Consider the following 21,564-nt stretch of genomic DNA (forward strand, 5'->3'; position numbering starts at 1 on the left):
CACAGCCGCGCACCGGCGTGGTGACATAATTAAGTTTGGCGGGTTGAAGTCTGCTAAGGCAGCCATCATCCAGGCGCTGCCACGTTCCCCGCCCACTGCGTACCGTCTCCGTGACCATCGATGAAAGTGATTTCTTCATGAAATTCAAAGCCCCCAAGTGGCTTGCCGTTGCCCCCGTTGCAGCGGCACTGGTGATCTCCCTCGCAGCCTGCGGCGGAGGTTCCTCCCAGCCCAGCAGCTCTACTTCCACGGACGCCCTTGCGGGCAGCGACCAGCAGACGCTGGACAAGTACACCACCGCGGATGTCACCCCGATCGACAAGATCGACAAGTCCAAGCTTGGCCTCATCACCGACGGCACCCTGCGCGTAGGCACGCTCTCCGACGCCCCGCCGAACATCTTCATCGACCCGTCCGGCAAGTTCACCGGCTACGACAACGAGCTCCTGCGCGCCATCGGCGACAAGCTGGGCCTCAAGGTCGAGTTCGCCTCCACCGACTTCTCCGCCCTGCTCTCGCAGGTGTCGAACAAGCAGTTCGACGTCGGGTCCTCCTCGATCTCCACCACCGACGCACGCCGCAAGACCGTTGGCTTCACCAATGGTTACGATTTCGGCTACATGGCGGTAGTTACCAAGAACGATGCCAAGGTCACGGGCTTCGCCGACCTCAAGGAAGGGCTGCGCATCGGCGTCGTCCAGGGCACCGTGCAGGACGACTACGTCACGAACACCCTGAAGATCGAGCCGGTCCGTTTCCCCGACTACAATACCGTTTACGGCAACGTGAAGAACGGACAGATCGACGCTTGGGTGGCTCCTTCGCAGCAGGCGGACGGACAGGTCAAGGAAGGCGACAACACCAAGATCGCCGAAAAGGTTGTCAACACGCAGAACTTCACCGCCTACGCAGTGAACAAGGACAACAAGGCCCTGATCGACGCGCTGAACGCCGGCTTGGACGCCGTGATCGCCGACGGCACCTGGACCAAGCTGACAGCTGAGTGGTACAAGGACCGTCCGACGTCTGCCGAGCAGACTCCGCAGGGCTGGAAGCCGGGCAGCAAGGCCGTCCAGCTCCCCGCCAAGTAAACCGGTCGTTCCATGGATATCCTCAAGCAATTAGCTGACACCTTCTTCAACTGGCAGTTGATGGGCGAAGTCATCCCCAAGATGTTCGCCGTTGGCCTGCCCAACACGATCGTTTTGGCTGTCGTTTCCGGTATCATCGGGACGGCAATCGGGATGCTGCTCGCCCTCATGGGGATTTCCCGGAACGCAGCCGCCCGGTGGGTCGCCCGCATCTACACGGACATCCTCCGCGGGCTCCCACCGGTGCTGACCATCTTGGTGATCGGGTTCGGGTTCGGTCCCATCATCCGCCAACTGACGGGTTCCACCAGCCCGTACCCGATGGCCATCGCCGCACTGTCCCTGATGTCCGGCGCCTACATTGGCGAGATTTTCCGCTCCGGCATCCAAAGCGTGGACAAGGGACAGCTGGAAGCCTCCCGGGCCCTTGGATTCGGCTACGGCGCGTCCATGCGCCTGGTTGTGGTCCCCCAGGGTATCCGGAGGGTGCTCCCCGCACTCGTTAACCAGTTCATCGCGCTGATCAAGGAATCTTCCTTGGTGTTCATGCTTGGCCTGTTGGCCAGCGAGCGGGAAATCTTCCAGATCGGCAAAGACCTGGCAGCCAACAGCGGCAACCTGTCACCGTACGTCGCCGCTGCCATCTTCTACCTGGCCATGACCATTCCGCTCACGCACCTCGTGAACTGGATTGATGCCCGCCTGCGTTCGGGCCGTCCGGAGAAGAAAGAACCGGACGACGCTGCCGCAGTCGTCGGGAAGGGAGCCCACGCATGAGCGAGTTCGCCTCAGGGTCACTGACTGCAAAGAACATCCACCTGTCGTTCGGCAGCAACCACGTCCTGCGTGGCATCGACCTGCACGTCGAGAAGGGCACCACGGCGTCCGTTATTGGTCCGTCCGGTTCGGGCAAGTCCACCTTGCTGCGCGTCATGAACCGGCTCATCGAACCGGACCACGGAGACATCCTGCTCGATGGGAAGTCGGTCCTCAAGGACAATCCGGATGAACTTCGCCGCCGTATTGGCATGGTGTTCCAGCAGTTCAATCTGTTCCCGCACAAGACCGTTGCCGAAAACATCACGCTGGCCCTGCGCAAGCTCCGCGGCATGTCCAAGGAACAAGCCCGCGAAGAGGCCCTGAGCCAGCTTGACCTCGTAGGCCTGAAGCACAAGGCAGACTCGCGTCCGGCCAACCTCTCCGGTGGGCAGCAACAGCGTGTAGCCATTGCCCGCGCCCTGGCCATGAAGCCCGAAGTAATGTTCTTCGACGAGGCCACGTCGGCGTTGGACCCCGAGCTCGTCAAGGGCGTCCTGGCACTGATGACGGATCTGGCCAAGGGCGGCATGACCATGGTGGTGGTAACCCACGAGATGGGGTTCTCCCGGAACGTCTCGGATGTGGTGACGTTCATGGACGCCGGTGTTGTGGTTGAGTCCGGCCCGCCGGAGCAACTCTTCAACTCTCCGCGGACGGAACGCCTGCAGGGCTTCCTCTCCGACGTGCTGTAGACGCCACCGGCCCAGGCAGCGCAATCCCCGGCTTCCGCAACGACCCCTCCAGGATCAGCGGAAGCCGGGGATTTGCCGTTTAAGGCTTGAGGGTGGCCTTGACCTGCAGCACGGTCAGAGCGGCGGCGTCCACCTTGGCCCGGAATGCCGGATCCGACTGCGCCTTCCGGACCACGGCCTGGTGCATCGCGGGGATCTGCGCCGGGTCAGCGCAAATCATCATGGTCCCACCGGCCCCAAAGAAGTTGGTGGCCCGGTCAGCGCTGCTCCAGGGTTCCAGTTGGGCGGCACTGCACATGTCGTCGGAGAGGATGATTCCCTTGAAACCGGCATCCGCCCGGAGCATCGATTGCATGACCACCGGCGAAAACGGCGCAATGTTTGCGGGGTCAATGCGGTCGTAGTAGGCATTGGACAGCATGACCCACTGGGCACCGCCCTGGATGGCGGCATTGAACGGCGCCAAGGCGGGGTCCGAACGTGTTGTTTCAGTGTCCCGCACGTCCTTGCTGACATCGGTATTGGGCACTACCCGGCCCAGGCCCGGATAGTGCTTCACCACGGGTGCAACCCCGGCATCGTCGAGCCCTTGGGCGAAGGCGTTTCCGAGCGAGGATACTTGGTCCGGCGTATAACCATACTGGCGCTGGAAGCGCCCGACGGGTCCATTGGATGGCGCAAAATCAGCGTTCTTCACAGTGTCCAGGACGGGCGCCAGGTCCACGTTCACACCGGCGCTTCTCAGTTCCCTCCCCCACAAGGCCGCGCTTGAACGCAGCTTATCCGGCCCAAGTCCGGCCTGGGCCAAGGCCGGCGGTATGACGGAGAACCCAGGCCCCGAGAGAACCTGAACGTTGCCACCTTCCTGGTCCGTCGCCACGAACAAGGGAACGCTTCCCGTGGTTGCCGGCGACACAGTGCCGTTCAGCGAAGCCACCACGCCGGCCGTCGCGGCCGCGCCGGCCTTGCTCCGTCCGCTGAGGTAGACATTGCCCACGTGGTACTTGCCCAAGGCCTCCATGGTTCCGGGATCGGGTCCCGTGGCTTTGGCCGCGACCATGAACAGTTGTCCTGCCCGCTGCTCGAGGCTCAAGGCGGAGAGCTGCTGCGCGGCAGCATCCTGGGTTGCCGGCGGTGGCACGGTAGCGGTTGTGGTGGATGCCGGGGACGAAGCCGGCTTCGACGCCGTTGGGGCGGCTGGACTGCTGGGCGAAACCGAAGGCGTAGACGAGGGTTCGGAAGATTCAGCTGTAGCGGGATTTCCGCCGCTGGCCGTGCATGCCGAGACCATTACTGCGATGACTCCTGCAGTTGCAATGGTGGTGCTGAGCGACGCAATTGTCTTGGTGGTACGCATGGTAAACCGTTGATTCGTTGGGGTTGGGTTTCCCCTACGAGCCTACCCCGCCAAAGCAAACGGCGCTTCCGGACCTGGCGTCTACCAAGTCCGGAAGCACCGAAAGTCAGGGCCCTAGGGTTGGGCGGCCGCAGCGGCCTGGGCTGCAGCAGGAAGGGCGTCAAAAATCCGGTTCATCGCGGCGTCCTCATGCGCTGCGGACAAGAACCAGGCTTCAAAGACCGACGGCGGCAGGTACACGCCCGAATCCAGCATGGAGTGGAAGAAGGGTGCATAGCGGAAGACCTCCTGCGCCTGTGCGTCCGCGTAGTTGTGGACTCCACTGGCCGAGGTCCCGAAGGCGACGGAGAACAGGTTGCCGGCTCGCTGGATGGAATGGTCAACGCCGGCGTCAGCCAACGCCGAGGAGAGAGCCGCGGAGAGTTCCAGGGAACGCGCATCAACGTGGGCATAGACCTCGGGTGTTGCGTGGGTCAACGTTGCGACGCCTGCCGCCATGGCAACCGGGTTCCCGGACAGTGTTCCTGCCTGGTAGACGGGCCCCAAAGGAGCCAGGTAATCCATGACGTCGGCCCGGCCACCGAGGGCCGCCGTCGGCATGCCGCCGCCAATCACCTTGCCGAAGGTCAGCAGGTCCGGAGCCCAGCCTTCCTGGCGTCCCGTGAGTCCCCAATAACCGGCGTAGCCGGTGCGGAAGCCGGTCAGGACCTCGTCAAGAATCAGGAGGGCACCATGCTCCTTGGTGATGCGGGAGAGGCCGGCGTTGAAGCCCTCCCCAGGAGTAACAACGCCCATGTTGGCCGGTGCTGCCTCGGTGATGACGGCGGCGATGTGGTTGCCGTGGGCTGCGAAGGCTTCCTCGACGGCGGCGAGATCGTTGTACGGCAGGACCAGCGTCTCTGCGGCGGCAGCAGCAGTAACACCAGCCGAGCCGGGCAATGCCAGCGTTGCCACACCCGAGCCTGCCGAGGCCAGGAGTCCGTCCAGGTGGCCGTGGTAGCAGCCGGCGAACTTGATGATGAGGTTGCGGCCGGTGAAACCGCGGGCCAAGCGGACAGCCGTCATGGTGGCTTCTGTCCCTGTGGAGACCATGCGGAGGCGCTCGACGGCTGAGACGCGTTCCTTGACGAGCGCTGCCAAATTGGCCTCATCAGGAGTGGAAGCACCGAAGGAGAGGCCGCGGTCCACAGCCGTGTGCACTGCTTCGAGCACTGCCGGGTGCGCGTGACCCAGGAGGGCGGGGCCCCACGAGCAGACCAAGTCCACATATTCCTTGCCGTCGGCATCGGTGAGGTAGGCGCCCTTGGCCGAGACCATGAACTTCGGCGTTCCGCCCACGGAACCAAAAGCGCGGACCGGCGAGTTGACGCCGCCGGGCATCAGCGACCGGGCGCGGTCGAAGAGCTGGTCGGACACAGGGGTGTTTGAAGTCATGGTTCCTATTCTTTCAGTGATGGTGGGCTGCCCGGACGGCAAGTGCGCGAGGACTTGCCTGGATTCAGCCCGCGTCTGCTTCCGCTTCGTCCAGCAGTTCAGCCACGCGGGGCGCGACTTCCGTGCCGTACAACTCGATGCAGCGCAGCATGGATTGGTGCGGCAGGGTTCCATTGCTGTATTTGAGGTCGAAGCGGTCCACTCCGAGGTTCCTCTTGAGGAGGGCGATCTTCCGGGCCACGGTTTCCGGGGAACCCACGTACAGGGCGCCTTCGGGACCGCACATGGCGTCGAACTCGCCTTTGTTTCCCGGACCCCAGCCGCGCTCGGCACCGATCCGGTTACGCTGCTCCAGCCAGTGCGGAAACAGCTCCTCGCGGGCGTCTTCATCCGTCTCCGCGATAAAGCCGGGCGAATGCGTTGCGATCTGCCGCATGGGGTGGCCGTATTTGGCCATGGCATCCCGGTAAAGGTTCACCAGCGGCGCGAAACGCCGCGGTTCTCCGCCAATGATGGCAAAGATGATGGGATAGCCGTATTCGGCGCACCGCAGGACGGATTCGGGCGTTCCGCCCACACCGATCCATGCCGGCAACAGGTGGTGCTGCAGCCGGGGATAGACCTGGAGCCCGTTGACGTTGGGGCGGGTGCGGCCTTCCCAATGCACGGGCTTTTGCGCGCGCACTTTGTGGAACAGATCCAGCTTCTCCTCGAACAGGACCTCGTAATCGGCCAGGTCGAGGCCGAACAACGGGAACGACTCGATGAACGAGCCCCTGCCGAGCATCACCTCCGCGCGCCCGTTGGACAAGGCATCAAGGGTTGCGAAGCGCTGGAAGACGCGGATGGGATCGTCCGAGCTCAGGACAGTCACGGCTGTTCCCAGACGGATCCTCGAGGTCACTGCCGCGGCTGCCGCCAGGAAGACTTCCGGCGCGGACACCGCAAAATCGCGGCGATGATGCTCCCCCACCCCGAAGGCATGGATTCCGACGGCGTCAGCCAGCTTGGCTTCTTCAAGCAGCTCGCGCAGGACTTGCGCGTGTTCCTTGGGATTTCCTTCGGCATCCAGGCCGGCGTCGCCAAACGTGTTCAGGCCCAGGAGGATGCGTCCGGCACCTACCGGCGCCGTGGGATCGGACAGTGCAAGGGTCATCAGGACTCCTTCAGCCAGCCTGCCAGTTCGGAGGCCCAGTAGGTCAGCACGGTATCGGCACCGGCCCGCTTGATGCCAAGCACGGACTCCGTGATGGCTCCACGCCGGTCGATCCAGCCGTTCGCGGCGGCCGCTTCGATCATGGCGTACTCGCCGGAGATTTGGTAGGCCGAGACGGGTACCGGACTCATGGCTGCGACGTCGGCCAGAATGTCGAGGTAGCTCATGGCCGGCTTGACCATGACCATGTCGGCACCCTCTTCGAGGTCCAACTCGACTTCGAGGATGGCTTCGCGGCGGTTGGCGGCGTCCATCTGGTAGGTCCGGCGATCGCCCTTCAGCTGGGAATCCACGGCTTCCCGGAAGGGACCATAGAACGCGGAGGCGTACTTGGCGGCGTAGGCCAGCACGGCAGTGTTCTTGTGACCGGATTCCTCGAGGGCCTGCCGGATCACTGCGATCTGGCCGTCCATCATCCCTGACGGGCCCAGCACGTGCGCGCCGGCCTCGGCCTGGGCTACGGCCATCTGCCCATAGATCTCCAACGTGGCGTCGTTGTCCACATAACCGTTGGCGTCCAGGACTCCGCAGTGTCCGTGATCGGTGAACTCGTCGAGGCACACATCGCCCATGACCACCAGGTCGTCGCCCACTTCGGCCTTGACGTCGCGGATGGCCTTGTTCAGCACACCGTCTGGATCCAAGGAAGCAGTTCCGCGGGCGTCCCGCACCGCGGGCACGCCGAAGAGCATGATGCCACCCACGCCCAGTTCCACGGCCTCCGCCGCCGCGCGCTTGAGGGTATCCGTGGTGTGTTGCACGACGCCGGGCATCGAGGTGATGGGGCTGGGCTCCGTGAGGCCTTCCCGGATGAAGGCGGGCAGGATGAGGTCCGCCGGCGCGAGGCGGTTCTCGGCCGTGAGGCGCCGCATGGCGGGGGTGGTGCGCAAGCGGCGGGGACGGTGGTTCGGAAAACTCATTGGGTGTTCCCTTCGTTGGCAAAGACGGTTTCCAAAGCGGTTGCGATGCCGTCCGGGGTGGGTTGTTCGGCTGTTGCCGCTACCGCCAGGCCGAGTCGGGTAGCCTCGGCAGCCGTTGGGCGTCCGATGGCAATCAGGCGGCAGTTCCCCAATGGCAGCAGGGTTTGGGCGATCCGGCGTGCGGCGCTCGGCGAGGCGGCGACGATCGCGTCCAGCGAATCGGCGTCGAGCTGTGCCCTCACGGTTTCGACCGTCAGTTCCGGCGGCAGGACGTCGGCGGGATGTCCGACGGCGGCGGGCAGTTCCGCGGCCAGCCGCTGCGAGTCATCGGCTGGGTAATCGACCGTGTGATAGGCAGTAACAGCGGCTACGTCCGCACGTTTGGCTGCCAGCCCCTCGCGGAGCCGGGGCGCAGCAATGTCCGCTTGGAGCAGGAGGATCCGCCCTCCTGCAGGACTCCACAGCTCAATGAGGCCTTCGGCGGACTGCTCGCCCGTGGGAAAAAGGTCAACGCCGAACCCGGCGGCTTCGATTGCCCGTTTGGAGGCTGGCCCGACGGTCGCCACCTTCGTTCCAGGCGGTACCAGCTTCGAGGCCGTGGTCCCGCGTTCGGCGGCTTTCTCGATCAGAACGCGCAACGTGGTGGTACTGCTGATCACCAGCCACTCGAAGCCGCCGGCAGCGAGCGTGTCCAAGGCAGAATCCAAGGAGGCTTGGTCGCTGGCCCGCTCAAAATCAATCAGCGGAAGGACAAAAGGGGTAGCTCCCTTGCTCCGGAGAAGGGAGGCAAGCGGACGGGCACGGTCGGCGCTCCTGGTGATCAGGACGCGCCGACCCTGCAAAACCGTCGAAGCCACATGTTCAGGACGCAGCAAGGTCCGCGATCTCCGCGGCTCCGGCCGCAAGCAGTTGCTCGGCAACCTCGATGCCCAGCAGGGTGGCTCCTACCTCTGTCAGGCCGTCGGTGGCCTTCTTTTCGCGGACGGTACGGGTCCCGTCCACGGCGCAGACCACGGCTTCCAGGTGCAGCATGCTGCCCTTGCGGAACGCGTAGGCACCCACGGGGGCAGCACAACCAGCTTCGAGCCTGGCCAGGACGGCACGTTCGGCTGTGACGGCAAGCCGGGTGTCGTCGTCGTTCAACGCCGCCAAAGCCTGGGCCAGCACGACGTTGCCACCCTCCCCCGAGCCCTCGCGCTGCGGCGCGTCAGGGGTGCGGCATTCGATGGCCAGTGCACCTTGGCCAGGGGCCGGCAGCATCACCGAGGTATCGAAGAATTCCGTGACCGTGTCCAGCCGGCCCATCCGTTCCAGCCCCGCAGCGGCGAGTACTACGGCGTCGAGGTCGTTGGACTTGCCCTCCACGACCTCCTCCACGGCGTTGCCGGGCAGTCCCGGCACGCGGTTGAGGCGGGTGTCCACGTTTCCGCGGATATCCAGTACCTCAATGTCCGGGCGTGCTGCACGCAGCTGGGCCGCGCGCCGCGGTGAGCCTGTTCCAACCTTGGCACCACCTGGCAGTTCGGCCAGCGTCAACCCGTCGCGCGCGCAGAGAACGTCCCGCACATCCACGCGCTTGGGCGTAGCGGCGATGCTCAGTCCGACTGCGGCTCCGGTGGGAAGGTCCTTCAGCGAATGCACCGCCACGTCGCAGCTCTCGATGAGCAATGCGTCGCGCAGGGCCGCCACGAAGACCCCGGTGCCGCCCATCTGGGATAGGGATCCGGTCCTGACGTCACCTTCGGTCTTGATGTGGACCAGTTCCACCGGGAAGCCACCAACAGCGGCCAGCCGATCAGCCGTCTGCTGGGTCTGCGTCAGAGCCAGCTTGCTGGCCCTGGTGCCAATGCGGACGCTCACTTGGCGGCCTCCGAAGCCGGGTAGGGGTCATGTCCCACGCCAATACTGGTGCCAACTTCGGCGATGACGGGCTTGGCCCCGCGGAAGTTTTCGCAGCAGTTGGGGCGGCAGACGTCGTACCAGGGTCCAAGGTCTGTCACATGCGGACGGTCGGCGATGTTGTTCTCCACGGTGCGTTCGCAGATCAGGTCCACAAGTCCGGAAACAAAGGCCGCGTGGGTTCCAGGCGTGGGAACGCGGGTGGCCTCGATGCCAAGGTTCTTGCAGGTTTCCAAGGCCTCGGTGTCCAGGTCCCAGGCAACTTCCATGTGGTCACTGACGAAGCCCAGCGGAACAATGACCACACCGCGGACACCCTCGGGGGCGATTTCCTCGAGGTGATCGTTGATGTCCGGCTCCAGCCACGGGATGTGCGGGGCACCGGAACGCGACTGGTACACCAGGTCCCAGGCCACGTCCGGCGCTACGGTGTCCATGATCGCCTGAGCGTTGGCCAGGTGCTGGGCAGCGTAGGCGGAACCTTCAGCGAATGCACGCGGCTCGTCGTCGGAACGCCCTGCGGCCTCGGCATCACGGGTGGGAATCGAGTGGGTAGCGAACAAGACCCGGATCTTAGAATCGGGGTCTGCCACGCCTGCCGCTGCGAGCTTGCCCCGGATTTCTTCGAGTCCGGTTGCGGTTCCCTCCAGGAACGGCTGCACCACGCCGGGGTGGTCGAAGTACTGGCGGATCTTGTCCACTTCCAGTTTGCCGTCCAGGCCGGTCTCCGTCAGGGCGATGCCGATGTCCTCGCGGTACTGTCGGCAGCTGGAGTAACAGGAGTAGATGCTGGTGGTGAGCATCAGGATCCGGCGGTGGCCGGCGTCGTAGGCGTCCTGCAGGACCGGAGCGATGTACGGATCCCAGTTCCGGTTGCCCCACAATACGGGCAGTTCGATGCCGCGCTTGGCGAGTTCGGCCTCGATGGCTGCCTTCAGCTCGCGGTTCTGTTGGTTGATGGGGCTGATGCCGCCAAAGGCGCGGTAGTGGTGCGAAACCTCTTCCAGCCGCTCGTCGGGGATTCCACGCCCGCGCGTGACGTTGCGGAGGAACGGGATGACGTCTTCCTGGCCTTCGGGGCCACCAAAGGATGCCAGCAGGACAGCGTCGTACTGCTTGGCTTCCTGTCGGCCGCGCTCGGTGACCTCGTTCAGTTCAGTGGACACGGGCAGCCCGCTCATGCGAGGACCTCGGCAATCTCGGCTGCGGTCACGCGGCGGCCGGTGTAGAAGGGAATCTCTTCGCGCACGTGGTTGCGCGCATCGGTGGCCCGCAGGTGGCGCATCAAGTCCACCAGGTCAACGAGTTCGGGCGCTTCCAGGCCCAGGATCCATTCCCAGTCCCCCAGCGCGAACGACGAAACCGTGTTGGAGATGACCTGCGGGAATTCCCGGCCCAAAAGGCCGTGGTCGCGGAGCATCTTGCCACGCTCGTCCGCGGGCAGGAGGTACCACTCGTACGAACGGACGAACGGGTAGACGCAGAGCCAAGTGCTGGGCTCAACACCACGCGCGTAGGCAGGAACGTGGCTCTTGGCGAATTCGGCCTCGCGGTGCACGCCCATGGCCGACCAAACAATGTCCGTACCGGCGAACAGCTTGCTGCGACGGATGGAGCGGACCGCTGCCTGGAGGTCTTCCGGCTTGGCACCGTGGAGCCACACCATGATGTCCGCATCCGATCGCATGGCGGAAACGTCGTAGCTGCCTCGCAGGATCACGCCGTCCGCAGCGAGCTTTTCGACCAGTGCTTCGAATTCCTGCGCGGCATCGCCGCTGCGCAGAACGTCGGCTGAGCGCTTGAAAACGGTCCAGAGCGTGAAGAACTGTTCTTCGTTTTCAGAAGTTTTAGTGACAGATTCGGCAGAAGTGTGGCTCATGGTTCAAGTTTGCCCCGCGCGGGCCGCTAAGTCGAAACGGATTTGTTCTACAGAGCGTAGAAGTGACATAAATCACGTAACAGTGGGGTCCTCCGCCCGGAGGGGCGCCACTTGTGCCCGCGTATCCGAGACCACAGCAGCCAGGCCATTGCCCGCCAGCCAGCCCCCGACCACGGTCAGCCCGTCCGCGGACCCAACAACTTTCCGCACCTGCGCTACGCGCTGTTTATGACCGACGGCGGCAAATGGCAGGGCACCTTCCCAGCGCACCACATCCCAATCGAGGATGTCAGTCCGGGACACGGGAACGGTAAGGAGTGTGGAGGCATCCTCAAGTGCTGCCGACAACAGGGCTTGGTCGTCCAGCACCACATCCGACGCATCGGAATCCTCAAGCCGGCCGTAGGACAGACGCACAACGTGGGTTCCCGGGCCAGCTTCCCCGGCCAGCCAGTCCCATTTCGCCGTGGCGTGCGTCAGGGCCTTCGCACGGATTCCCGGGGTCTGCGGGGCCACCAGGATGCCCGTGCCCCTGGGCCGGCCATCCAATTCAGGGAGATCCACCACCAGCGTCACCAGGCTGACCAGCGGTCCAGCTCCGGGCCGCAGCGCCGACAGGCCGGGCAATGATTGCTCAAGAAGGCCGACGGCGGCCGGTCCGTCGAGCGCCACCACCAGGCGGCCGGCGTCGTACGTCGCCCCACCCGCCGTGATCTGCCAACCATCGGCAGTCTTGCGAACGGCGTCCACCCGCTTGTCCGCGAGTAATCCCACGCCACGTTCCCGAAGGTCCTTGACCAAGGCGGTGACCAAGGTATGCATGCCACCGGCCAGGCCTCCGACGGCGGAACCGGCCTTTGCGGGTTCGGAACCGGCGCCGCGAGAGGCCCGGCGTTGGCTGGCCACGGCCGCGGCCAGCGAACCATGTTTTCGAAGTCCGGCGCGAAGTCCCGGAGCCACCATGTCCACATCCAACAGCGCGGGGTCGGCCGAGTGCACGCCGCCCACTACCGGTGCGACCAGCCGGTCCAGCACCCTCCTGCCCATGCGGGAGCGGACCAGCTCCGAAACACTGGTCACATCCGACGACGTTCCCACGGAGGCAGGCAGCCACCGGTCAAAGGACGCACGCAGGGCTCCCGCGAAACCCAGGGAGCGCCTGACTTCCGGATCCCACGGATTCGCCGGAATGCCCAGAACACCGGTCTTCGGCAGTTCCCGGGCACCTTCGGGCAGTTGTACCCAGGCTCCGCCGGGGTGGGGCGCCACTATCTTGGATCCCAGACCCAGTTCTCGCGCAAGGTCTGCCACGGCGGTGGAGCGCGTGGCGAACGATTCGGCGCCGCTGTCCAGCGACAAACCTGCCACTGTATGCCCTCCGACGCATCCACCCCATGAGCTGCGTGCCTCCAGGACCGTGACAGTGGTTCCGGCCATGGCGAGTTCCCTCGCGGCAACCAGGCCGGAGATCCCCCCGCCCACGACGACGGCCGAAGGACCCTGGGGTTTTGCGTGTCCCCCGCGCATTGCCCCTACTTTGCGGGGATGGAGTGGATGAGTTCCACAACCCGTGTCAGGACGGTCGGGTCCGTTTCCGGTGGAACGCCGTGGCCCAGGTTCAGTACGTGGCCCGGAGCCTGGGACCCGGCCTCGATGACTTCGCGGACATGGGCTTCCAGGACCTCCCACGGCGCAGAAAGCAGCGCGGGGTCGATGTTGCCCTGCAGGGGAACCGTGCCACCCAGGCGGCGGTTCGCTTCGTCGAGCGGAAGCCGGTAGTCCACGCCCACCACGTCCACGCCAACATCCCTCATGGCCACCAGGAGTTCGGAAGTGCCGGTGCCGAAATGCACCAGCGGGGCCCCCAGCCCGCGGACGTGTTCAAGCGCCCGGGCCGAGGCGGGGGCGACGTACTTGGAGTAATCGGCCAGGCCAAGGGAACCGGCCCAGGAATCGAAAAGCTGCCCGGCCGAGGCGCCGGCTTCCAGCTGCGCCTGCAGGAACAGGCCTGAGGCATCGGCGGCCCAGTTGGCCAGCGCCTGCCAGGTTTCCGGATCGGCATGCATCATGGTGCGCGGTCCGAGGTGGTCGCGTGAAGGACGGCCCTCCACCATGTACGCCGCCAGAGTGAACGGCGCCCCGGCGAAACCGATGAGCGGGGTCTTGCCCAGTTCGGCAACGGTCAGGCGGACAGCCTCGCGGATGGGTTCCAGGGCTTCCCACGTCAGTTCAGGAAGGGCGGCAACGTCCTGGGCGGTCCGGACGGGCTTGTCGAGGACCGGCCCGACGCCGGGGACGATGTCCACGCCTACACCGGCGAGCTTGAGGGGAATGACTATGTCCGAGAAGAAAATACCTGCATCCACGTCATGGCGGCGCACTGGCTGCAGCGTGATTTCCGCGGCGAGCTCCGGCCGCAAGCACGAGTCGAGCATGGCCACACCCTCGCGGACCTTCAGGTACTCAGGCAGCGAACGACCGGCCTGTCGCATGAACCAGACAGGCCTGCGGGACGGGGTGCCACCACGGTAGGCGGTGATGAGCGGCGAGTCGGAGGTACGGCCGTCGTTCAACGGGTGCCCGGGGCCGAGCTTGCCCGCAGGGGCGTTGATGGCCGTATTGTTGGATGCTGCCGCGCTAGAAGTCATGCCTTCGATTGTGCCGAAAATCCAAGGCAAAAGATAACGACAGGCTGTCACGTTCCACCGGATCAGCCCCACAGTGGCGGGAGTCACCCCGGCTCGTGGGGATCGCCACGGCGGAACATTGTTCTACCGGGCTACGAAAAAGCTATGATTGGGTTGCTGTGGTTCTTTTCTCATTGGTGGCTACACACGCCGACATCGATCTTGAAACCGTCGCTCAGTTGAGCAACGGTTCATCCGGCCTTGCCTCCGCTGCGCTCACAGGATCCCCCGTTGTTTCCGGCGCCGTAGTCTTGGCTACCTGCAACCGTTACGAGATCTACGGCGAAACAAGCAACGGAGCTGACGTCGAAGCCGCACGCTCGGCCCTTGTTTCACAGATCAGCGAACTCAGCGGACTCAACGAGCAACTCGTCTCCCGCTCGTTCAGCACCCATGCCGGTCCGGACGTGACGCGCCACCTATTCGCGGTGAGCGCGGGCCTGGACTCGGCAGTGGTTGGCGAACGCGAAATCGCCGGGCAGGTCCGCCGCGCCCTGATCACCGCCCAGCAAGAAGGAACGGCCAGTTCCGGCCTTGTCCGGCTGTTCCAGGCCGCTTCCAAGACCGCCAAGGACGTCGGGGCCCAGACTGCCCTCGGTTCCCGCGGCCTGTCCATCGTCTCCGTGGCCCTGGACCTCGCAACGGATCTTTCCGATACCGACGATTGGACAGCCAAGAAGGTGGTGGTCTTCGGTACCGGCGCCTACGCCGGGGCCACCATGTCCTTGCTGCGCGAACGTGGTTGCACGGACGTTTCCGTCTACTCGTCGTCGGGCCGCGCCGAAGGCTTCGTCGCCACCCGTGGTGGAACAGCGCTCGACGCCGACACCCTCCCCGCCGCTGTCGCCGCCGCGGACGTCATGATCGGCTGCAGCGGCTCGGACACCCGGGTGGAGGCCGCCGACCTCGCGAAGGTCAGGGCCTCGTCCGGAAAAACCTTGATCGCGATCGACCTCGCCCTCACCCACGACTTCGACCCCGCGGTGGGCGAACTCGACGGCGTGGAACTCTTGACGCTCGAGTCGGTCCGCCTTGCAGCACCCCAGGAGCAGGCCGAGTCGTTGTCCCAGGCCAGCGCGATCGTCACCGGCGCAGCCCAGGCCTTCGAAGCAGAACGCGAATCGCGTTCCATTGACTCCGCCATTGTTGCCCTGCGCCGCCACACCATGGATGTGCTCGACTCGGAAATGGAGAAAGTCCGAGCCAGGCACGGTTGCACCGCCGCTGCCGAAGAGGTGGAGTTCGCCCTTCGCCGGATGGTCAAGCAGCTCCTCCACGTTCCCACGGTCCGGGCACGCGAACTCGCCGCAAACGGCCAGCAGGACGATTACGTCGCCGCATTGGAAGCACTGTATGGCATCCAGGTGGAGAAACCGCAGGCCGCGCCGACCGCCGCAGAGTGCCCAGTGGATCACCAGCAGCTGCGCTCCGAGAGCGCCTGACGTCCTCCTGTAACTCCCCCGCTCAGGCATTGCGCCAGGATCAGGCGAAGGCGTTGACTCCGGTCAATTGGGCCGAACGTTCCCACAGCTTCCGCGCAGCGTCCCTGTCCACGGCATGCGCATCAACACCTTGGTAGCGGGCAAGCGGCGACTGGTGGTCGGTGGGCTCAGCGATGTCGCAATCCTCGCAGTACACGCCGCCCTTCCCGTCCAATGCAGGTGAGGTGGCCGCCCAGACTGACGTGGCGGCGCCCTGTTCCGGCGTCTTGAATCCCTCGCGCAGATTCCCCTCGGCATCCATCCAGCCCGCTGCCACCATTTCTTCCTTGGGCAGGTGGCGTTGGAGTTCGGTCATGATCCCGCCCGGATGCACGGCGAAGGCCCGAACTCCCGAAGCCTGGCCCAGACGGTCAAGCTCCACGGCGAAGAGTGAGTTTGCGGTCTTCGCTTGGCCGTAGGCCTTCCATTTGTCATAGCCGCCGGCGAAGTCCATGTCCTCGAAGCGGATGGGTGAAAGCTTGTGCCCCGTCGACGACAACGAAACAACCCGCGCTGATCCCGCAGCGGCCAGCGCGGGCCACAAAAGGTTCACCAGGGTGTAGTGCCCCAGATGGTTCGTAGCGAACTGCGCCTCCCAGCCGGGACCTACCCGCTGTTCAGGGCTCGCCATGACCGCGGCGTTGTTGATCAGGATGTCCAGGGTGGGGTGTTCCGCCAGGTAGTGCTTGGCGAAGTCCTTGACGCTCTGTTGCCCGGATAGATCGAGGTGGGCCACGTCCACAGTGTCCAGGCCTGCTTCGGCGAGCACCGACCGGGCATGGTCAAGCCTGCGCGCGGGTACCGTAACCTGCGCCCCCGCAGAAACCAACGCACGTACCGTTTCGAGTCCGAGGCCCGAATAGCCTCCCGTGACAATGGCCGTTTTGCCCGTAAGGTCGATCCCGGAAATCACCTCTGCCGCGGTTGAATAATGCCCGAAACCCGAGCCGAGGTGCTGTTGTGGTGTCTGCGGCGCATCTTCGCTCATGCTTGAGCTTCCCAGACCCGGGAGGGCCCCCGCAACGGTCAGTAGACAGGCTTTTCCGGCTCTACGTCCCGCACCCAGGCGAGGATGCCGCCGTCGAGATGGCTGACCCGGTCATAACCGGCCTTCCGGGCGGCCTCCAGGACCGTAGCGGAGCGTGTTCCCGCCTTGCAGTGGAACACGATGTCACGGTTCTGCGGCAGGTCAACCCACGCTTCGCCGGACAGGATGCGGCCCTGCGGGATCAGCACGGCGCCGTCGATGTTCACGATGCTGTATTCGCCGGATTCCCGGACGTCCACGAGGTCGAAGTCCCGCTCACCTGCCGCACGTTCGGCCAGCATCTGCGCCAACTCCTTGGCCGTGACCGTATGCGCCTGGTCGGTGGGTGCCACCGGGGTAACACCGCAGAAAGCCTCGTAATCGGTCAGTTCGGTGATCGGCCCGGCTTCCGGGTCCTTGGACACTTTGATTTCGCGCCAACTGCCGCCGAGGGCGTCGAAGAGCGCCACGCGGCCCAGGAGGGAACGCCCGACGCCGGTAATCAGCTTGACGGCCTCAGTCACCATGAGAGAGCCGACAGCCGCGCACAGCATGCCGAACACACCGCCCTCGCCGCAGGACGGTACGGACCCTGCCGGGGGCGCTTCAGGGTACAAGTCACGGTAGGTGGGGCCATGTTCGCCCCAGAAGACGCTTACCTGCCCGTCGAACCGGAATATGGAACCCCACACATAGGGTTTGCCCAGGATTGCCGCGGCGTCGTTGACGAGGTAGCGGGTGGCGAAATTGTCCGCGCCATCCAAAATGAGGTCGTATTGCGCAAAGAGGTCCAGTGCATTCGAGGAATCCAGACGGTCATTGTGCAGCACAACGTTGACCAAAGGGTTGAGCTCGGCAATGGCATTGCGTGCGGACTCGATTTTGGGGATGCCGACGTCCTTTACTCCATGGATCACCTGGCGCTGCAGATTGCTGAGGTCCACAACGTCGTCGTCGATAATCCCCAAAGTACCCACACCGGCTGCGGCCAGATAAAGGAGTGCCGGAGAGCCGAGCCCCCCGGCGCCTATGACAAGAACTTTCGCATTCTTAAGCCTGCGTTGGCCCACGGCACCAATTTCCGGAATGATGAGATGCCGGGAGTACCGTTCCACCTCGGCCGGCGTCAGTCCGGCAGCAGGTTCAACGAGGGGCGGCAGGACCGCGGGCGCAGTGTGGGCAGCAAGAATTGAGGCCATACCCCAATGTATGCCTGCCGATGCCGCCCGGTCATATTACCCACCGGTACAGTGGTCATAACTGCAAAGGAAAGGCGGCAGACTGTGGCTGACGGCGCACGGGCAAATGATGGGGCACCAGCAAAACAGGATCGGACTGGTTCACCGCGCTCAGCAAGGTTGCCGCGGGACGAGCGCCGTGCGCAATTGCTCAACGCTGCCCTGGAAGTGTTCGTTTCCAACGGCTTCCACGGAGCCGCAATGGATGAGATCGCCGAAACCGCCCATGTGAGCAAGCCGGTGCTCTACCAACACTTCCCTTCCAAGCGGGAGTTGTACATGGCGCTCCTGGACAGCCATCTGGCCGCCCTGACCGATTTGATGCTCACGGCACTGAACTCCACCACGGACAACAAAGAGCGCGTCAAGGCCGTCATGCGCGCCTACTACAAATTCATTGCGGACGACGACCAGGCGCATCGGCTCGTCTTCGAGTCGGACCTGATCAACGATCCCGATGTCAGTTCCCGCTTGGAAACGTTCAACAAGACATTTGCGGATGCCGTAGCCCACGTCATTGCGGAAGACACCAAGCTGCCCCCGCTCGAAGCGCAGCTCCTGGGCCGTGGGCTGGCCGGAATGGCGCAGGTCAGCGCGCGGTACTGGCTCGAAACGGACGGAAACCTGGACCTCGATGTGGCCAGCGATCTGATCTATCGTTTAGCTTGGCGCGGAATCAGTCGATTCCCCAAAGAGTCCTAGGCTACAAATAAAGGACTGACCTAATTCTTGATTGGCTTGGAGGCCTTGCTGTGGAAGTAAAGATCGGCATTCAAAACGTTGGCCGTGAAATTGTGCTCGAATCCGCCTTGGATGCAGACGCGGTAGCCAAGCTTGTTTCGGACGCACTCTCCAAGGGTTCCGAGTTGCGGCTGACGGACGACAAGGGCCGCCAGGTGATCGTTCCGGGAAGCGTCCTGGGCTACGTCGAAATCGGCGCCGAGGAAGTCCGTCGCGTAGGCTTCGGCGCACTCTGACACTTTGCCCTGACAACTGCCGCTAAGGAGTCCCCATGCTTTCACTCGTCGTTGTTGCGTTTGCGACTGTCGCCACAGGTTTCCTGGTGTGGGCAAACGACAAACGGCACGGCAAGTACGGCATTGCCCTGCCGGCCGGCGTTTCTTTGGGCGTTGGCGCCTTGGCTTGGGTGGCTTTCATTGCGGCAGGCTTGGGCTATCAGCCCGGGCTGACGTGGATTCCCTTTGTGTTGCCCATCGTGCTGGGTACGGCCGCCGCGGCCGGCGCCGTGGTCTTCCTGGGCCGCACGCGTACCTCGCGGGATACTACGGCCCTTACCGAAGCCCTGCGACTCTAGGCGCGTCCGGGGAACGTTCCCTGTTCCTAAACAGTTGTGGCCACCGCCCTCAAGGGCAGTGGCCACAACTGTTTAAGCGTTAGAGGAACTCTGCGCGGCCTTCCATGGCCGAGGACGCCAGGGCGTGCTCCCGGCGCGGAATCCGTCCCGCTTGCCGGGCGAACCGGCCGGACAGGACAGCGTGCTTGAAGGCTTCGCCCATCAGAGCAGGGTTCTGTGCCCGGGTCACGGCGGTAGCGAGAAGCACGGCGTCACACCCCAATTCCATGGCAAGCGCGGCGTCGGAAGCGGTGCCGATGCCGGCGTCCAGGACCACCGGAACAGAAGCCCTGGAGACGATGACCTCGATGTTGTGCGGGTTGAGGATACCCAGGCCGGTGCCGATCGGCGCACCGAGCGGCATGACGGCGGTGGCACCCAGGTTCTCCAGTCGCAGGGCCAGCACGGGATCGTCGTTGGTGTACGCGAAGACCTTGAAGCCCCTGTTGACCAATTGCTCGGTCGCATCCACCAATTCGACTGCGTCCGGAAGCAAGGTGTGCTCGTCTGCGATGACCTCAAGCTTCACCCAGTCGGTCTCCAACGCTTCCCGGGCCAGTTCCGCCGTCAGCACAGCGTCCTTTGCTGTGAAGCAGCCTGCGGTATTCGGGAGCACCCGGATGTTGTTGTCCACCAACAGCTGGAAAAGCGAGCCCGCCTCTGCCGGAGAGTAGCGCCGCATGGCCACGGTGGTCAGTTCCGTCCCGGAGGCCAGAAGTGCCGCGCCGAGGCCTTCCAGGCTGGGGGCTCCGCCGGTCCCCATGATGAGCCGGGATGACAATTCCACCCCGTCGATGACCAAGGGGTCGATCCGGGTTTCGGTGCTTGTTGTGGTCATGGTTCAGCCTCCTTGGACTGCGGTAACGAGTTCCAGCTCATCGCCTTCGGCGAGGTCCGTGGCAGCCCATTGGCTGCGCGGCACTACTTCGGAGTTACGTGCGACGGCGACACCCAACTTGCCGCCGTCGGCCGCCTGTCCGCGGTGGTCCAGTGCGCGGCCGGTGACGGAGGTGACGAGGGTGCTGACCGAGGCGCCATCCGCTACTGCGTGGTCTGCTCCGTTGAGTTTGATGTTCATGCTGTTTCCTTGCTGAAAGATTCCGTGTCTGCAGAAGTGTGGTGTGGCGCCAGGCCAGGCGTTGCAAAGCGGTCCGGCCGGAAGCGCAACCAGCGCGGATCCACCGAGCCCGTTATCAGGTCGCCCACGATCGCCGCGGCCGCCGGCGCCAGGAGAACGCCATGCCGGAAGAAGCCGGTGGCAATAATGAGGCCCGGAACCTGCCCGTCGGCGCTGGCCACACGTCCCAACAGCGGCGCGTTGTCCGGCGTTCCAGGCCTGGCCCGGGCGGTAGCTTCGAGGAGTTCCAATTCCGCGACCGCGGGAACCAGGACCTGGGCATCGCGCAGAAGCTGGTAGATGCCACCGGCTGAGACAGCGTTGGACCCGGTTGACAGTCCGTCTTCCCTCTGGGTGGCCCCGATTACCACGGTCCCGTCCTCCCTCGGAACGATGTAGACCGGCACACCCCTCACCATTCCCCGGACGGTTGAGGTGACCAGGGGTTGCAAGGTTTCCGGGACGCGCAGCCTGAGGATGTCCCCATACACCGGACGCAAGGGGAGCTCGAGCTGCCCCGGAAGTCCGTTGATCGTTGCCGCATCCAGGCCGTTGGCAAGGACTGTTTCCTTGGCCAGGACCTGCCCACCATTGCTGAGCCCAGCGCCGGCCACCCGGCCTTCGTCCCAGAGCAAGCGGACTGCCGCATGCCGAACGTGGAAGCCGTCGTCGGCCCCCTCTACCCAGCTGTCGTCGGCGGGCCTGTGCGCAGCCAAGCCCGCCAGCAGGGATGCCGCGAGCTTCCGCGGATCCACTTGGTGGTCCGCTGGAATGTGGAACGCGCAGGAAATCTGCGGACTCAACAGGGGTTCCCGTTCGCGCGCGTCCCGCAGCAGCAGCGGCTCCACCTGGAGGCCCTCGGCCACCTGCACGGAGCGCAGGTCTGCGAGCGCGCGGCGATCGGCGGCGTCGGCACCCACGGCGAGCGTCGCCGTCGTACGGTAACCGGTGGTTTCCCGCGGACCGGCGAGGCTGTCCACGAACGCGGGCCAGCGCCGCGACGATTCCAGCATGAGTTCCAGGAGGTCCTCCTCCTGGTAGTGGAGTTCGCTGACGGGGGCCAGCATGCCTGCCGCGGCATAAGTGGCGCCGGTGGCGGGTGCCGGATCGATGAGGACTACCGAATGGCCGCGCCGCCGTGCTTCGTGCGCTATTCCGAGTCCGATGACGCCGCCGCCTATGACGGCGACATCTGCGTAAATGGCTTCTGCCATGGATTTCCTTCCCTACGCCGGTACTAGCCGGATCAGGTCAAGCGGTCGGCGCTGAAGCCCTCTCAGCCGGACAGTCATAAAGACAAACGTCGCGGCTCCCGCAGTACGTGCCCAGTTTAGAGGAACTACTCTGGTTTGC

General features: G+C 64.6%; 23 protein-coding genes and 1 riboswitch. Of the genes, 8 read left to right on the forward strand and 15 right to left on the reverse strand.

Annotated features, from left to right (window positions below; all coding sequences use genetic code 11):
* Positions 1-137: 137 nt before the first annotated feature.
* Genes ACFVSJ_RS04640 through ACFVSJ_RS04650 form a run of 3 tightly spaced genes read left to right on the forward strand, consistent with a single transcriptional unit; the run spans position 138 to position 2,602 of the window.
* Positions 138-1,091, forward strand: coding sequence for a substrate-binding periplasmic protein (locus tag ACFVSJ_RS04640; protein WP_387435206.1), 954 nt, complete (start codon positions 138-140; stop codon positions 1,089-1,091).
* A 12-nt stretch (positions 1,092-1,103) separates the two neighbouring features.
* Positions 1,104-1,868, forward strand: coding sequence for an amino acid ABC transporter permease (locus ACFVSJ_RS04645; protein WP_387434815.1), 765 nt, complete (start codon positions 1,104-1,106; stop codon positions 1,866-1,868).
* Positions 1,865-2,602, forward strand: a complete 738-nt coding sequence (locus ACFVSJ_RS04650) for an amino acid ABC transporter ATP-binding protein (RefSeq protein ID WP_387434816.1) — start codon at positions 1,865-1,867, stop codon at positions 2,600-2,602. Before ACFVSJ_RS04645 ends, ACFVSJ_RS04650 begins: the two co-directional genes overlap by 4 nt.
* A gap of 79 nt (positions 2,603-2,681) precedes the next feature.
* Here ACFVSJ_RS04650 and ACFVSJ_RS04655 read toward each other — a convergent pair whose 3' ends face one another.
* Positions 2,682-3,743: a glycoside hydrolase family 3 N-terminal domain-containing protein gene (locus ACFVSJ_RS04655; protein WP_387434817.1), complete on the reverse strand. Its 1,062-nt coding sequence runs from the start codon at positions 3,741-3,743 to the stop codon at positions 2,682-2,684.
* Between the two features lie 10 nt (positions 3,744-3,753).
* Between ACFVSJ_RS04655 and ACFVSJ_RS04660 the strand changes: the two genes are divergently transcribed.
* The gene (locus ACFVSJ_RS04660) at positions 3,754-3,972 is read left to right on the forward strand and encodes a hypothetical protein (RefSeq protein ID WP_387434818.1); all 219 of its coding nucleotides are present in this window, start codon (positions 3,754-3,756) and stop codon (positions 3,970-3,972) included.
* 101 nt (positions 3,973-4,073) lie between these two features.
* On the opposite strand, the gene hemL is transcribed toward ACFVSJ_RS04660, so the two are convergent.
* The 9 genes from hemL to hemE form a co-directional block, all read right to left on the reverse strand.
* Positions 4,074-5,393 carry a glutamate-1-semialdehyde 2,1-aminomutase gene (gene hemL, locus ACFVSJ_RS04665; RefSeq protein WP_387434819.1) on the reverse strand — a complete coding sequence of 440 codons (1,320 nt, stop codon included), beginning with the start codon at positions 5,391-5,393 and terminating at the stop codon, positions 4,074-4,076.
* 64 nt (positions 5,394-5,457) lie between these two features.
* The gene (locus ACFVSJ_RS04670) at positions 5,458-6,549 is read right to left on the reverse strand and encodes an LLM class flavin-dependent oxidoreductase (protein WP_387434821.1); all 1,092 of its coding nucleotides are present in this window, start codon (positions 6,547-6,549) and stop codon (positions 5,458-5,460) included.
* A complete protein-coding gene (gene hemB, locus ACFVSJ_RS04675; protein WP_387434822.1) occupies positions 6,549-7,529 on the reverse strand; it encodes a porphobilinogen synthase in 981 nt (326 codons plus the stop codon). The genes ACFVSJ_RS04670 and hemB overlap by 1 nt, the downstream gene beginning before the upstream one ends.
* Complete coding sequence (locus tag ACFVSJ_RS04680; RefSeq protein ID WP_387434825.1) at positions 7,526-8,386, reverse strand: uroporphyrinogen-III synthase; 861 nt, start codon at positions 8,384-8,386, stop codon at positions 7,526-7,528. The genes hemB and ACFVSJ_RS04680 overlap by 4 nt, the downstream gene beginning before the upstream one ends.
* A 4-nt stretch (positions 8,387-8,390) precedes the next feature.
* Positions 8,391-9,389: a hydroxymethylbilane synthase gene (hemC, locus tag ACFVSJ_RS04685; RefSeq protein ID WP_387434826.1), complete on the reverse strand. Its 999-nt coding sequence runs from the start codon at positions 9,387-9,389 to the stop codon at positions 8,391-8,393.
* Positions 9,386-10,609: a ferrochelatase gene (locus ACFVSJ_RS04690; RefSeq protein WP_387434828.1), complete on the reverse strand. Its 1,224-nt coding sequence runs from the start codon at positions 10,607-10,609 to the stop codon at positions 9,386-9,388. The genes hemC and ACFVSJ_RS04690 overlap by 4 nt, the downstream gene beginning before the upstream one ends.
* The gene (gene hemQ / locus ACFVSJ_RS04695) at positions 10,606-11,307 is read right to left on the reverse strand and encodes a hydrogen peroxide-dependent heme synthase (RefSeq protein ID WP_387434830.1); all 702 of its coding nucleotides are present in this window, start codon (positions 11,305-11,307) and stop codon (positions 10,606-10,608) included. The genes ACFVSJ_RS04690 and hemQ overlap by 4 nt, the downstream gene beginning before the upstream one ends.
* Positions 11,308-11,379: 72 nt before the next feature.
* Positions 11,380-12,834 carry a protoporphyrinogen oxidase gene (hemG, locus tag ACFVSJ_RS04700; RefSeq protein ID WP_387434832.1) on the reverse strand — a complete coding sequence of 485 codons (1,455 nt, stop codon included), beginning with the start codon at positions 12,832-12,834 and terminating at the stop codon, positions 11,380-11,382.
* A gap of 5 nt (positions 12,835-12,839) precedes the next feature.
* Entirely contained in the window at positions 12,840-13,955 is a 1,116-nt protein-coding gene (gene hemE / locus ACFVSJ_RS04705; RefSeq protein ID WP_387434833.1) for a uroporphyrinogen decarboxylase, read from the reverse strand.
* A gap of 158 nt (positions 13,956-14,113) precedes the next feature.
* On the opposite strand from hemE, the gene ACFVSJ_RS04710 reads away from it, so the two are divergent.
* Entirely contained in the window at positions 14,114-15,436 is a 1,323-nt protein-coding gene (locus ACFVSJ_RS04710) for a glutamyl-tRNA reductase (RefSeq protein ID WP_387434834.1), read from the forward strand.
* Between the two features lie 40 nt (positions 15,437-15,476).
* On the opposite strand, the gene ACFVSJ_RS04715 is transcribed toward ACFVSJ_RS04710, so the two are convergent.
* Together ACFVSJ_RS04715 and moeB are read right to left on the reverse strand one after the other, a co-directional pair.
* Positions 15,477-16,463 (reverse strand): SDR family NAD(P)-dependent oxidoreductase, encoded by a 987-nt coding sequence (locus ACFVSJ_RS04715; protein ID WP_387434836.1) that lies wholly within the window; start codon positions 16,461-16,463, stop codon positions 15,477-15,479.
* A gap of 38 nt (positions 16,464-16,501) precedes the next feature.
* Positions 16,502-17,701: a molybdopterin-synthase adenylyltransferase MoeB gene (moeB, locus tag ACFVSJ_RS04720; protein ID WP_387434837.1), complete on the reverse strand. Its 1,200-nt coding sequence runs from the start codon at positions 17,699-17,701 to the stop codon at positions 16,502-16,504.
* A gap of 84 nt (positions 17,702-17,785) precedes the next feature.
* Here moeB and ACFVSJ_RS04725 point away from each other — a divergent pair, with 84 nt between their 5' ends.
* From ACFVSJ_RS04725 to ACFVSJ_RS04735, 3 genes are read left to right on the forward strand one after another with little or no spacing between them, the layout of a single operon-like run.
* On the forward strand, positions 17,786-18,442 hold the full coding sequence (locus ACFVSJ_RS04725) for a TetR/AcrR family transcriptional regulator (protein ID WP_387434839.1): 657 nt from the start codon (positions 17,786-17,788) through the stop codon (positions 18,440-18,442).
* Positions 18,443-18,492: 50 nt separating this feature from the next.
* Complete coding sequence (locus ACFVSJ_RS04730; protein WP_387434841.1) at positions 18,493-18,717, forward strand: DUF3107 domain-containing protein; 225 nt, start codon at positions 18,493-18,495, stop codon at positions 18,715-18,717.
* A gap of 35 nt (positions 18,718-18,752) precedes the next feature.
* Complete coding sequence (locus tag ACFVSJ_RS04735) at positions 18,753-19,055, forward strand: hypothetical protein (protein WP_387434843.1); 303 nt, start codon at positions 18,753-18,755, stop codon at positions 19,053-19,055.
* 79 nt (positions 19,056-19,134) lie between these two features.
* On the opposite strand, the gene ACFVSJ_RS04740 is transcribed toward ACFVSJ_RS04735, so the two are convergent.
* From ACFVSJ_RS04740 to thiO, 3 genes are all read right to left on the reverse strand, one after another.
* Positions 19,135-19,932, reverse strand: coding sequence for a thiazole synthase (locus ACFVSJ_RS04740; protein WP_387434844.1), 798 nt, complete (start codon positions 19,930-19,932; stop codon positions 19,135-19,137).
* Between the two features lie 3 nt (positions 19,933-19,935).
* The gene (thiS, locus tag ACFVSJ_RS04745; RefSeq protein WP_387434846.1) at positions 19,936-20,172 is read right to left on the reverse strand and encodes a sulfur carrier protein ThiS; all 237 of its coding nucleotides are present in this window, start codon (positions 20,170-20,172) and stop codon (positions 19,936-19,938) included.
* Positions 20,169-21,425 carry a glycine oxidase ThiO gene (gene thiO / locus ACFVSJ_RS04750; RefSeq protein WP_387434848.1) on the reverse strand — a complete coding sequence of 419 codons (1,257 nt, stop codon included), beginning with the start codon at positions 21,423-21,425 and terminating at the stop codon, positions 20,169-20,171. Before thiO ends, thiS begins: the two co-directional genes overlap by 4 nt.
* A riboswitch (TPP riboswitch) is annotated at positions 21,418-21,537 on the reverse strand. Its footprint overlaps the gene before it by 8 nt.
* Positions 21,538-21,564 lie beyond the last annotated feature (27 nt).

The sequence above is a fragment of the Paenarthrobacter sp. NPDC058040 genome (assembly GCF_042885775.1).
Taxonomy (GTDB): domain Bacteria; phylum Actinomycetota; class Actinomycetes; order Actinomycetales; family Micrococcaceae; genus Arthrobacter.